The following is a 12,365-nucleotide window of genomic DNA, read 5'->3' as shown; positions in this document are numbered from 1 at the left end:
TATTGGCAGGGGTGAAAATATGAAAATACTATTTTTTAGAACTAGTGAAAAGTTATCAGAGTTAACATCGGGAAAATTAAATAGAGTAATATCTAATGATGGTGAATGGATTAATTGTTTAAATGATTCAGATTTACCAATATTAGGTGCATTAATTAGCAGTAATGAACTAGATGATGAAGTAAATCCTTTGTTTGAAGGGGAAAAAGAAAATCCCTTCAATTTCAATAGAGCAGCAAAGTCTATTTTTATAACACATTTATCAAATATCTGGGAATCCGAATCTAGTGTTGAGTATGCCCAGCTTGCTTTGGAAGGAGTGGAATCTTATGAAACCAAGTTTAATAAAAGTTTACTACTGTTCTCAGAAGAAGAAATCATACAAACGATTAATGGATTAGGAGATAGATTTTCATTTTATGGGTTGAAATTTAGAATAAAGATCTATAAAGATTATCATAATTTTTATTCGAGAGAGTATGGATTGATGGTAAAAGAGAACTTATGGGCTAAATATCAAACAACTAAAAATCTTTCTATGATACTGTCCGTAGATGAAAAGAAAAAAAATTTAACTAGAGATGATCTTATCTCTCTGTTTAATACTATGATAAACCCACAACAAGGCATTATACCGTTGTTAATTTTTGAAGGAATTACCTTGTCTAGAATTGATGAATCAGATGAATTAAGACATCTCTTAAAAAATGATGTTGATACTGAATCTATTTGTATTAAATCGTGTACAGACAAGTTGGATAATCGAGGATTTAATTTATCCATAGATAGGACATTAGAATTGGATCAAGAAGTTATGAAATGTATTGATAGAGCAGCAAATTCAGAAAATATGATTCGGATTAATAGACATGAATTTGAGTATCTAAACTTAGTTGAAACACCTTATCTATTAAGAAGTGCTGAGGGTAGAAGAGATAAGTTAAATAGTCCTTCTGGTACACTTAGTTATGGAGGGACGATTAATAGGATTAAAGAATGCCGAAGACAAATGGAATCTATTAATCCTGAAATTGATGATTTTTCAACTAGATATATAGCAAATTGTGGAAAGAGTCATTACATCAATAAATTTATGAAAAATGGGTTATCTGAGACAGAGGCTATCATAAAAACACTCAAACGGTTTGGAGAATGGAACTCAAATGGAATTTTTGAGGAGGAGGTGAAATTAGATACAAATAAAATCAGAATAGCTAGATTAAGAAGGATTTATACTATGTATGAATGAATTTAAAAGTGAGATTGATTCACTTTTAAAAGTAAAGACACTCATTGACAACTTTGAAAGGGAGGAATTTATGCAATCAGAAAAAGTCATTAAAAAAATACACAGAAGCAATGAAAAAATGTATAGGAAAATTGAAAAAAATCAGAGAAAAATAAATAAAATGATTAATAGAAAAATTAGAAGAACGGAATTAATATTTGAAATCGACACATTAATAATCAAGATGAATATAAAAGAATGTCACTTACAACTCAGCAAAACAAGTAAATACTATCAAACTACCAATAAGTTTAAAGAGATTCAAGGTGAAATGATGATCTTAATTTTAAGTATAGCAATAGTAGGATTACATTGTTTAAGCAGGTTTTTAAAACAACGATTAGAAAAGGAGAAATTGATAGATGAGTAAAGAGTTAAAAAAAGTAGTAAGTCTGGACAGTGTCGTTTATTTCATTGAATTAGAGAAATGTTTATTAAGACAAGAAGAAGAAAATTTAGTATTTGATATGCTATTTACCTCTGATATGTCTGAAATTGAAAAGGTTAGAATGACACTACGACAGAATATTAGTAAGAGAAATGAATTATTGGCAGTAATAAAAGATAGTGAGATTTAAAATGTTGTGTCCGTAGATACTAATTCAAATTATTATTGAATTTTATTTCTATTTTTAGAAATTACTCAATAATAATTTGAATTATTACGGACTATATATTAACACAGTACTATATAAGTACACTTTATTATTCCGTAAGTCGAATCGGAAAAAAGGGGATGCACTTGGAAAATGTTAAAGTAGAACAAAATGATTTAAATGAAAAAAAGGAAGAACGGTTTGTGATGTTTGGAACTGATAAAACTGGTGCCATAATTTGGGTTAGTCCTAGAATGTGGCTACTTTCAGCTGTTGATAATACAAGAGGAACAGACTATAAGGATTATTTTAAAGTACCTTTAGTAGAGTCAGTTCAGAAATTATCTAACCAAGATAGAACATCATTTTACTGTTGGTTGACAGTTATTAATAGATTTAATCAAAACATTTCTATTGATGGTTATAATGAAGAAAATAAGCCACGATATAAATATGATTATTATGTTTCAAAAGATTCAGCTATAGCGTATTTTTTATTTCATCATTCTAATGAAATTGATAATAATAAAAAAACAACTATAAGGAAATCATTCGATCGTTTTGTCATATTATGCGAACAGTTGGATGAAGTAGATGTAATAAAAACAAAAGACAATAAAAGTTTTTATTTATCTATTAACGGAGAAATTTTTAATTCTATACATAAGAAACTTTTTGACACTATTGTTGAAAATTCAATATGTCAAGATTTTCAAATTACGAAAAGACACATATCAGCATTTTACGCAATTATGACATCTGCTCAAGTTAAACCAATGAAACAAGAAAGTAAGGAAAAAAGAAATGTTAGAACCATATCTTCAGTATGTTACAAAACTTTTGAAAATATCTCTGGTTTGATTGGAATTTCTACAAAATCTTTTTCAGATAGCGTTAGATTTCTAATCAATCATAAAATTATCTCTGTACTGTTATCGAAAAGAGTAATAGATAATAAACCAGAATACAGATACTACATTACTGATTGCTTTCATGAGATATTTATATTTGAAGAATATTATATATTTTTAAAAAGTGGTGTACATTATCAAGTTATGGAAATTTCAAAAACAATTGGGAGAGAAACAAGTGAAGACTATCCTTGGGATAATTACAGGGTTTTAGATAGTGATCGAATTAGAGCTTCAAAATATAGTAATTCAAATCATGTGAAAACTATTAAAGATCAAATAAAAAAACAAAGGAAATTGATTGATAAAGCAAGTAAAATAATCACCTAAACACACACACAAGCGAATAAAAAGAAAACGTAATTTGTTGTTTAATGTGAAATAATAGGTAGTTAAGCACTGTAGAATAGTAGAATGAGTGTAGTTAAGCATTATTTTCATATATCGATGATAAATGGAAATAATGCTTAACTGTAGTCTTTAAATTGTAATTAAATGTGTTACTTTTGGGTACACTTCAAAGAAAAAATAATATCATCATGAGATGCTTGAAATTTAAGTGTTTTGTGATGATATTTTTGTATCCTATGGGTTGACTATTAATTGCGTTTCAATTACATTTAAAATACTAGGAGGTAAGCTTAATGTATGTAGCGTATTTAAGAGTCTCAACATCAGATCAGAATTTAGCTAGACAAGAGCAGTCTATATTAGATTGGCAAAAGAAAAATGATATAGATGATGCAGAACTAAAAGTATTCAAAGAAAAGATGTCAGGTAAGAACATATCAGATCGAACTGAATTGAATAACATGTTGTCATTCATCAGAGAGCGTGATACAGTCGTTATAACGAGCTTGGATAGGATTGGAAGAAACAGTCGAGATATCAAAGAACTATTGCAAGAGATAGCAAATAAAGGAGCTAACGTAGAGATACTTGATCTACCTACCTTCTCTGGTGTGAGTGAACCAGCGTTGAGAGATTTACTGACAAACCTTGTTATAGAGGTGTTTTCTTATGTTGCTGAATCAGAACGTAACAAGATTAAAGAGAGACAACGTGAAGGGATTGAGCTTGCTAAAGAGCGTGGAGTCTATAAAGGCAGACCAGTTAAGTATCATAGAGATGCAAAGGGTGCTGAGAAGCTTGTTTATGATGAAGTTGTTAACTCTCTTGATAAAGGAGAAACAGTTAAGAATATTGCAGAGAAAGTTAATATCTCAAGAAAGACTGTATATGCGATAAAAAATAGATTGAGTGTTGAAGAGGGAGGATTTGAAAATGAACAAGGACATGGATGAGATGATGGGAAAGGTTATAAGAGATCTAGGTAAAGGTGAAGAGATTGAAAGACGTACACCTCAAATATTAGAAAAGCTTTTGATTATTTGGAAAGCAACTGCGAATGAACAACGATTTCAACAGTTTATGTTTAACTTGAATGAGAGCTTTACTAAAGAAGTGTTGAAATCAGACTATCGATTTGTGGATAAGGAAAGCAATCAACAGTATGCTAAGGATTTATTCTATGTTGAAGATGAATTATTTGAGAGATATTTAGATCAGACAATTGAAAAATTATAAATTGAATATAAGTAAGAATCGATCTGTTGGCTAGCCCCTAGGGGGATAATAGGCTCTAAACAGGTCGAATCTTTTTATTTTAAAAGATATAGTCAGTTTACTCACACCAAAATCAAAAAATATTGGAAATTATAAACAGTAGTATTGACATCTACTCTAAACTAAATCAAATGGGAAATATCAAATTATCAATAAGTATTAGTTTTACTAATTAACATATATAGTAAAATACAAACAGTATAATTGACACTTTTTATTATTTAAGTTGAATAAAAACGTGTTTATGTTAATATGTATATATACTAGGAGGGATATTATGGCTAGAAAAATTTCTTTTGTTAATGTGAATCGAAAATGTTTAAAGACTACATCAGTATTAATCCTTGCAAAAAAAATTGTTCAACAAGGGAGTAATCAAAAAGTATTGATAGTTGATGCTCAAGGTGAGATTACAAAAATATTAAGTCGTGTAAAATTAAAAGGTTCAACAGAGTCTTTATTAAGTGGTGACTGTAGCGGCGATTTATTTGAAGAAAATGCTTTTTTTCAGATAGATGTACTTAAAAGTCCATCAGATATAGACTTTGTTGAATTTGATACTGTAAAAAAATACAATGAAGAGTGGTCTAAAAAGAAAAATGAACTTATAAAGAATAAAAAAGATGGGGCAGATATAGGGCTATCAATATCAGAGTGGAATTATATATTTAAAATGAGATTTAAGAAAGATTATTATAATTTATATCAAAATATTGTAAAAAAATATGATGATGAGTATGACTATATACTATTTGATACACCAAGTTCTATAGACTCAGTTACCTGTTCGGTAATAAATGTGTCTGATAGTATTATAATTCCTTTTGTAGCAACAGAGTCTTCTGAGAGAGAGTTGATCAGACTGATAAATTCAATTTCAAGTTTAAAAGAACGATTTAATCCTAAAGTAGAAATAGCTGGTTTACTACCAGTTTTAGTCACAAAAATTAATGAAAATACAACCAATAAAATATTATTAGATATATTTAGAATGAGTTCAAGCAACAATATACCGTTTTTTAGTAGTCAAATACCTATGTCTGAAAAAAATAGAGAGTTAAAATTTTTAAAACATCAAATCAACACGCGATTAAATAAAACTGATAAATTATCTGAAGCATATGATATTTTTTTTAATGAATTGATAGATAAGGAGATTATTTACTCAAAGTAGTAGGCATAGCTATGTAGGAGGAAAAAAATTGGATAAAAAAATCGTGCAATTAGATGTAGAGATAGATACAGAACTGTATGAAAAGGCAGATTATGTAGTGAATAAATTAGGATTTACAATGGAAGATGTAATCAGATCATTTATTACTCGGGTTGTAGCTACTAAAGGACTACCCTTTGATCTATCATTAACAGAGGAAGAAAAGAGTGATATGAGAGAATATTTTACAGAAAAAAACTAGTAGTCGAAATATAGCTACTAGTTTTTTTGTGTTGCTATAATTGATTTAGATGATTTCCTAACTGATTCAAGTAAACGTCCAATAAATGACAAGAAATAAACATTTCTAATTTTAATTTTAATTTTTATTTTAGGAAATAAAAAAATTGTTATAATTAACTAAAGTGATAAAGTGATAAAGTGATAAAGTGATAAAGTGATAAAGTGATAAAGTGATAAAGCCAACATTTTGTTACCAAATTAGAGCGATAGATAGGGTTAATTACCTGTGATAGCAACTTAAAAACTTTATGAAGTGAGGTGTAGGGAAAAATTCTTTACACCTTCTTTTTTGTATGTAGAAGTTGATAGATTACTTGCTGGTATGGAAAATACTCGTATATTAGTATGATTGTATATAGGTTTATATACTTATTGTTGATATAATATTGATAGATAACATTTATTTGGAGGTATTTATGGAGTACGTAATTGGGATTGTAGTCATAGTATTACTTATTGGTATATTGCTGTACTACAGGGAGCAGCATGAGAAGAGTAATACAAAAGAAAATGTAAACGATGAAATAGACTCAAATGAAGTATCAAGTACAATAGAGAAGCCTGCCAACGATCGCCCATTTAATGATCAAATGGATATCCTATTAGGTGAAATTACTCGAAATGAATTTGATGAAACAAAATTGATTGAAGTGACTGATCAGTCTATTCTTTCGCATGTGAGCTCTTTAGTGCCAACTATCGTGAATGAGTCTGCTAGCTATTTGAATCAACCCAAAATACCTGCTAATGGTCTGTTTGAAGTGATAATACCTAATGGAGTGGAGCTTGCCAAATCAGGTGATTTAGAGGGAGCTGTTAGAGGTTTTTATAAAAATGCAAACGGAAAAATTGCAGGGCAAGCCAATCTTGTTCCAGTAGAGCTAGGATCTAAGTTAGGTAATGTTATGGGTACTGTATCATCTGTGATGAATATAGCTTCAATTATGGTGGGGCAGTACTATATGTCAGAAATAAATTCTAGGTTACAAACTATTGAAAATGAAATCAAAAGCATAGGTGATTTTCAAAAAAATGAATTTGAAAGTAATGTTATTACAAAAATTGTTGATGTTATGGAATTGTCAAAATTTAGTGATGAGATTATGAGAAGTGAAGAAGTTAGACAACATAAACTTATTCAGATTGATTTGCTAAAAAGTGATATAGCTCAGTTGATTGAACAACTACTACTTCAAATTAAGCTAGAACCTATAAATAAGAAAAAAATCAAGGAGTATGAAGAAAAAAGTCGAGACTTAGATAAGGAAATAAAATTTCTGATTAGTTTGATGATGTCTCTTCAAGAGCTTGGAAATATTGAGTTAATCTTAGGGAAAGGTGATCGACCAAAAGAGATGGTTTTTAGTCGATATAATATAGAAGAAAAAAAAGTCCTGTCTTTATTTGAAAATATTAAGACATGGCACAGTGATCATGGAATTGTCTATGAAATTGACTTAGAAAATAATAGAAGAATAAAAAGAGGAATGAGAGGAGCTCTTGGTTCTGTTCAAGCTTTACATAATAAAGATAAAAAATACGATTATCTAGATGCTGATTTTTCTCAAATACTAAGTAATCATATAGATTTATCATTAGAAGAACCAGTTAAGTTAACTAAACCCGAGAAAGTTAGAATCATTTATAATAGTGAAAATGATAAGAGTTATGTATCGTTAGATTAGTACTTTATAAAATCATTATTTTACCAACAGTAATTTTACGTAAATAGTTTTAATATGAAATAGTGAAATGATAAAGCAAACTGGAGTTGGCAAGCCGAATTGATTTTCTAAACCTGTAGGTCTAACCTGTTACTAACACCTGTATATTCAGTTAACTTTAATTCAAACTCTATTACAATTAATGTTAACTTTAAATAGTTCCTTTTTCAAAGTAGAATTTCAACATGTCTAAATATGAGTAGATACCTAAGGACAATTCAACTGGTATTTATTTTACTATTATTGTAATGATGTAAAATGGTATTACTGATATACTTAAAATATTGATGAATGCCTTATTTGAATTAAATTTATATAAAAATAAAGAATCGGAGAGTATGAAGGTATGTTAGGGGAAATGGAACAAACAAATGATATTGAGTGGATTAAGGGAATTAGAAAGTTAGCTATTACAAAACAATTGAATCTATTAATAGGTTCTGGAACTTCAGCGAAATCTGTTGGCTTAATGGGTCAATATGAAGATGATGAACAAAGTGGAAAAACTGCAAATGATCTGTTATTAGAACAAGTCCAATTTACAAGTTCAATGTTGATAAATGAGTTTAAGAAAATTGACCAAGTAGAACAATTAGCTATTACTGATATATATAAATTTATGGCAAAAAGTATAAAAGAGAGAGGGCGGATTGAATCTAACCTAAATGACTATACTAGTTTTTTTGTTGAAATTTTAAATATATTAAATGCTTCCAATGCAAGGCAAGTTCCTAGAAGTGTGAACATTTTTACAACCAATTATGATTTATTTATAGAAAAATCACTTGATAGTTTATCTTCTAAACATAGATTTGTTTTGAATGATGGAGCTAGTGGTTATTTTAAGAGAATTTTAGATAGTTCAAATTATAATCAAGTAGTTTCATATAAAGGATTAAATGATAATTATATAAGTGAAATACCATCTATTACCTTGATTAAACCTCACGGGTCTGTTAATTGGGATGAAGTTGATAAAAAGATTATTGTAGAAAAAAAAGTTGTTGATAATCCAATGGTAGTTAAGCCAACGGGATTAGAAGGGCAAGACACGTTCTTAAATAATTATTTTCATGAGATGTTGAGAGTTTTTCAATTAGAGTTGGATAAACCACAGTCTATTTTATTTACAATAGGATTCTCTTTTCAAGATAAACATATAGGAAAGATGATACTAAGAGCATTGAAGAACCCAGAACTAATTATAATAGCCTTTGGTTATAGTGATAAAGATAAAGATATATATATGAAAAACCTTGAACTGGAGAGTTTACCTAATAATTTTAAAATCTATACTCCTAAGGATTTTAAAAATGCAGAACAATACTTAAGAATACATAGAGAAGAAAATGAAGAGATTTGGTATAGTCTAGAATTAGAAAGTCTAACTAAAATTTTATCTGGAAAAAATTACAGTGGTGAAAGTCATGAAGAATAGTTTACAAAAAAAATTAGGCGTTATTGTTGGAGTGAATGGTAGTATCTCACAAGTAGGTATGTATAGTATGTCTAATGATTCTAACTTTTTATGGCACGGTGAGGTTCTTACAGGGCCTAAAATAGGAGCTTTTTTAACAATTAATCAAAATGATATAAAAATCATTGCTTCAGTATCAACAGAAAAAATAATAGATCAGCAGAACACTGTTAAAAGTGTAGAATTTGATAATAGGTTTAACAAAAACGCTCTTAATAGACTAATTACATTAAAAACAAAAGGTGTAATAGAAAATGGTGAGTTTCAAGTTACTAGCCAATACGTTCCAATGGTTGGAAATGAAGTTACATTGACAAGTAGGGAAGAATTAAATTTAATTTATGGAGTAGAAAAGAATGAACATGTAATTTATTTAGGAAAATCACTTTTAGAGAACCAAGTGATAAATCTATCTATTAATAATTTTTTTGCTTCTCATATTGGAATATTTGGAAATACTGGAAGTGGTAAATCCAATACAATGCATAAACTTTATTTAGAACTATTTAGAAAATCGTTCTTATCAAAAATTGAAGAGCATTCACAATTTTTCATTATAGATTTTAACGGTGAGTACACCAATCAAAATAGTTTTGGTTTGGATCAGTCTCGTAAGAAAGTGTTTGATATTTCAACTCGATTTACCGATGGCACTAAGCTCCCGATAAAGCAAGAGTATCTATTTGATCCAGATATACTTTCTATTTTGTTTGATGCAACAACAGCTACACAAGTACCGTTTCTAAGAAATGCAATGAAAATTTGGGAAGAGAGCCAGTTTGATGGAACAAAGTTTTCAAAATTTGTTATAGGAACACTAAAAAGAATTTTAACAACAGGTAATGATGCATCTTCTGAAGCAAAAAATATGTGGGCTGATTTAGCAAGTAATTTCGTTAAAGATACTGAATTATTCAAAATATTAAAGTCAATCGATTATAATACTCAGTATCAAAGTTATATAGTAGAACCTAAATTATGGATTAACAATAAATCTGGTGTAAGCGCAGAGGCCTATACAAAATTACAATTAGATGAAATACAAGTAGCAATTGCTAATCAGTATGATATTTCCGATATAATAAGCAAATTGAAAATTCATTTAGAATTTCAAAAAATTCATCAAGTAGCTTGGAGAGGAACTAATATTGAATTTATAAATCCGTTATTTAAAAGAATAGATTCATCAATTAATAGTTTAATCAAGGTAATAGAGATTGTCGATGAGACAAATGATCATTTTAAAATGCTAAACGTGGTTTCTTTGGTTAATTGTAATCAAGAAATTAAAAGAGTCGTTCCGATGCTTCTATCAAAAATGATTTATGATGAGCAAAAAATGAATGTCACAGGAAAAAATGTAAATAATACAAAACATTTAATAATCGATGAAGCACATAACATACTGAAAGCGAGTTATGTAAATAATAATGATGGTTGGCAAGATTATAGAATAGCTGTTTTTGAGGAAATAATAAAAGAAGGAAGAAAATTCGGATTTTATCTAACTTTATCTAGCCAACGTCCAGCCGATATTTCTCCAACTATATTATCTCAAGTGCATAATTATTTTATTCATAGGTTAGTAAATGAAAAAGATTTAAGAATGCTAGAGAATACGATGCCAACATTGGATAATAGTTCGTATGAAATGATTCCAAGCTTGGGAAAAGGTGAAGCTATAGTGACTGGCAATGCAATGCAGGTACCAATTTTTGTGAAAGTAGAAAAAGAGAAAAATATTCGACCAAATAGTGACGATATAAAATTAAGTGATGTTTGGGAAATTTAATGAAACTTTTTAATTGATTTAAGAGTTTCACTACTTAATAAGCAATAATAAGTGTATTGATAAATCGTTATTTAATATTTTTCCTACTTAGCCGTACAAACTGTATTGCTAAATATAATCAATTATTACGTATTGAATATTCTAGAGTAGGTACGAGAGTTATTATGTTGATTAATGAAGATAAAATTTGTGATCTAGTCGTAAAATGTGAATTAGAGGTAACATCAGTCATGACGTATGAACTAGGTGATTTTTACTTGAGTGAAGAGTAAGTGATAATGAGAGGAGTTGAAGGTGTTTAGTATGAAATACACGAGGATGTTTTTTGCAGCAATTTTTGAAACGATGGCAATTGTGATAAGTATGTGGTTATTCTTTATCTTAGTTATGTCACTTGTCTTTTTCATCTACTATAAAACAGGACTTATGATGAATCCTTGGCTACCGATAGGACTATTTTTTATCTATGTACTCTTTAAAAAAGACGGAGTTATTGAAACTTTAATTGAGGAAAATAGAAATGGAAAATTTGACTAGGTTAAAATATTTAAGCTACTAAGAAATTAGTAGCTTTTTTGTTAAAAAAGAGAAAAAGGTACTAATCATAAATACCTTCTCCATCTGCAGCTATTCCATTTTCGATTTCTTCTTCGTCTAAGATGTGATCCCAATCCTCTATATTACCGTCATTTAAAGGAATTGTCGTATCTTCTCCCTCTTCGTAGGTTTCTTTTATCCAAGAAGTGTATGGGGATGATTCTTTTTCAGACGCATTTCCTTGCCCCATAACTCTACCATCGTCTTCGTAGGTTCTGTTTTTTATAATTTCTGCGAAAGGTGTTGTCGTAGCGAAATCTCCGCCATTCTTACGAACAATAACCTTAGTGTTTCCATATAAAAGTTCTAAATTTAGGTTGATAGGAAGATGGTTCATACCGTACTCGTCTTCTTTTAAATCTGCCTTGAAGCTGAGAATCATTCGATCCTCGTCTAATTCAAAATCTCTAAGATTCTTAAAATCTATTCTAGACTCGTTATCTTCCAACTTTAATCTATCGTAGTCTATATTTTCCATCATTTCCATAGTAGCGAGTTTCATATCGTTATTCGCTACATCATCTAGGCTAACGTTCCAATCAAGCATTTGAAATTCAAATGTAAAAGTTTGACCGTCTTCTAAAATGAATCTCTCGATGTCTGGATTTTCTCGATCTTTGTATGCTACTTTTTTTAATTCCGTTCCGTCAGAATGCGTCATGCCAACAGATTCACTAAACATTAAGGTTTCTTCGTATTTTTTTGCTTGTTCCTTTTTATTTGACTCAATTTTGTCTTCTTCTTTCTTCTGTTCTTGCTCCTCGACGGTAGGAACTCTACCAACTGTGAGCATAATAAAGGTGAATATAATAGCAACAATAAATCCAATACCCTGAATTTTTCCGTCTTTCATTTAAATTCTCCAATTCTTTTTTGTTAAAGTATCATTATAACCTAT

At 29.2% G+C, this 12,365-nt stretch carries 13 protein-coding genes; 12 read left to right on the top strand and 1 reads right to left on the bottom strand.

Annotated elements, in window-relative coordinates; genetic code table 11:
- The first annotated feature begins 19 nt into the window (after window positions 1-19).
- From JNUCC83_RS08325 to JNUCC83_RS08270, 12 genes are all read left to right on the top strand, one after another.
- Window positions 20-1,249 (top strand): phage lytic cycle repressor MrpR family protein, encoded by a 1,230-nt coding sequence (locus tag JNUCC83_RS08325; RefSeq protein ID WP_454459580.1) that lies wholly within the window; start codon window positions 20-22, stop codon window positions 1,247-1,249.
- Window positions 1,242-1,658 (top strand): hypothetical protein, encoded by a 417-nt coding sequence (locus JNUCC83_RS08320; protein WP_454459579.1) that lies wholly within the window; start codon window positions 1,242-1,244, stop codon window positions 1,656-1,658. The genes JNUCC83_RS08325 and JNUCC83_RS08320 overlap by 8 nt, the downstream gene beginning before the upstream one ends.
- A complete protein-coding gene (locus JNUCC83_RS08315; RefSeq protein ID WP_406718822.1) occupies window positions 1,651-1,866 on the top strand; it encodes a hypothetical protein in 216 nt (71 codons plus the stop codon). The genes JNUCC83_RS08320 and JNUCC83_RS08315 overlap by 8 nt, the downstream gene beginning before the upstream one ends.
- Window positions 1,867-2,030: 164 nt before the next feature.
- Window positions 2,031-3,125: a hypothetical protein gene (locus JNUCC83_RS08310; RefSeq protein WP_454459578.1), complete on the top strand. Its 1,095-nt coding sequence runs from the start codon at window positions 2,031-2,033 to the stop codon at window positions 3,123-3,125.
- A gap of 314 nt (window positions 3,126-3,439) precedes the next feature.
- Window positions 3,440-4,099: a recombinase family protein gene (locus JNUCC83_RS08305; RefSeq protein ID WP_227288705.1), complete on the top strand. Its 660-nt coding sequence runs from the start codon at window positions 3,440-3,442 to the stop codon at window positions 4,097-4,099.
- Window positions 4,080-4,382 (top strand): hypothetical protein, encoded by a 303-nt coding sequence (locus JNUCC83_RS08300; protein ID WP_454459577.1) that lies wholly within the window; start codon window positions 4,080-4,082, stop codon window positions 4,380-4,382. Before JNUCC83_RS08305 ends, JNUCC83_RS08300 begins: the two co-directional genes overlap by 20 nt.
- 316 nt (window positions 4,383-4,698) lie before the next feature.
- A complete protein-coding gene (locus tag JNUCC83_RS08295; protein WP_454459576.1) occupies window positions 4,699-5,595 on the top strand; it encodes a ParA family protein in 897 nt (298 codons plus the stop codon).
- Window positions 5,596-5,623: 28 nt separating this feature from the next.
- The gene (locus JNUCC83_RS08290) at window positions 5,624-5,836 is read left to right on the top strand and encodes a type II toxin-antitoxin system RelB/DinJ family antitoxin (RefSeq protein WP_227288708.1); all 213 of its coding nucleotides are present in this window, start codon (window positions 5,624-5,626) and stop codon (window positions 5,834-5,836) included.
- A gap of 457 nt (window positions 5,837-6,293) precedes the next feature.
- A complete protein-coding gene (locus JNUCC83_RS08285; protein WP_454459575.1) occupies window positions 6,294-7,562 on the top strand; it encodes a hypothetical protein in 1,269 nt (422 codons plus the stop codon).
- Window positions 7,563-7,959: 397 nt separating this feature from the next.
- The gene (locus JNUCC83_RS08280; protein ID WP_454459574.1) at window positions 7,960-9,039 is read left to right on the top strand and encodes an SIR2 family protein; all 1,080 of its coding nucleotides are present in this window, start codon (window positions 7,960-7,962) and stop codon (window positions 9,037-9,039) included.
- Window positions 9,029-10,870 (top strand): ATP-binding protein, encoded by a 1,842-nt coding sequence (locus JNUCC83_RS08275; RefSeq protein ID WP_454459573.1) that lies wholly within the window; start codon window positions 9,029-9,031, stop codon window positions 10,868-10,870. The genes JNUCC83_RS08280 and JNUCC83_RS08275 overlap by 11 nt, the downstream gene beginning before the upstream one ends.
- 294 nt (window positions 10,871-11,164) lie before the next feature.
- Window positions 11,165-11,407: a hypothetical protein gene (locus tag JNUCC83_RS08270; RefSeq protein WP_454459572.1), complete on the top strand. Its 243-nt coding sequence runs from the start codon at window positions 11,165-11,167 to the stop codon at window positions 11,405-11,407.
- A 61-nt stretch (window positions 11,408-11,468) separates the two neighbouring features.
- On the opposite strand, the gene JNUCC83_RS08265 is transcribed toward JNUCC83_RS08270, so the two are convergent.
- Window positions 11,469-12,320, bottom strand: coding sequence for a hypothetical protein (locus JNUCC83_RS08265; RefSeq protein ID WP_454459571.1), 852 nt, complete (start codon window positions 12,318-12,320; stop codon window positions 11,469-11,471).
- Between the last annotated feature and the right edge of the window lie 45 nt (window positions 12,321-12,365).

It is taken from the genome of Vagococcus sp. JNUCC 83 (assembly GCF_053667615.1).
Note: the sequence above shows the minus strand (reverse complement) of the source record. Positions and strands in the feature narration are given on the sequence as shown.

Excerpts from the sequence above, each read along its gene's own strand:
- JNUCC83_RS08325 (WP_454459580.1), top strand. The coding sequence starts at position 20 with ATGAAAATACTATTTTTTAGAACTAGTGAAAAGTTATCAGAGTTAACA.
- JNUCC83_RS08320 (WP_454459579.1), top strand. The coding sequence starts at position 1,242 with ATGAATGAATTTAAAAGTGAGATTGATTCACTTTTAAAAGTAAAGACA.
- JNUCC83_RS08315 (WP_406718822.1), top strand. The coding sequence starts at position 1,651 with ATGAGTAAAGAGTTAAAAAAAGTAGTAAGTCTGGACAGTGTCGTTTAT.
- JNUCC83_RS08305 (WP_227288705.1), top strand. The coding sequence starts at position 3,440 with ATGTATGTAGCGTATTTAAGAGTCTCAACATCAGATCAGAATTTAGCT.
- JNUCC83_RS08300 (WP_454459577.1), top strand. The coding sequence starts at position 4,080 with ATGAACAAGGACATGGATGAGATGATGGGAAAGGTTATAAGAGATCTA.
- JNUCC83_RS08295 (WP_454459576.1), top strand. The coding sequence starts at position 4,699 with ATGGCTAGAAAAATTTCTTTTGTTAATGTGAATCGAAAATGTTTAAAG.
- JNUCC83_RS08285 (WP_454459575.1), top strand. The coding sequence starts at position 6,294 with ATGGAGTACGTAATTGGGATTGTAGTCATAGTATTACTTATTGGTATA.
- JNUCC83_RS08280 (WP_454459574.1), top strand. The coding sequence starts at position 7,960 with ATGGAACAAACAAATGATATTGAGTGGATTAAGGGAATTAGAAAGTTA.
- JNUCC83_RS08275 (WP_454459573.1), top strand. The coding sequence starts at position 9,029 with ATGAAGAATAGTTTACAAAAAAAATTAGGCGTTATTGTTGGAGTGAAT.
- JNUCC83_RS08265 (WP_454459571.1), bottom strand. The coding sequence starts at position 12,320 with ATGAAAGACGGAAAAATTCAGGGTATTGGATTTATTGTTGCTATTATA.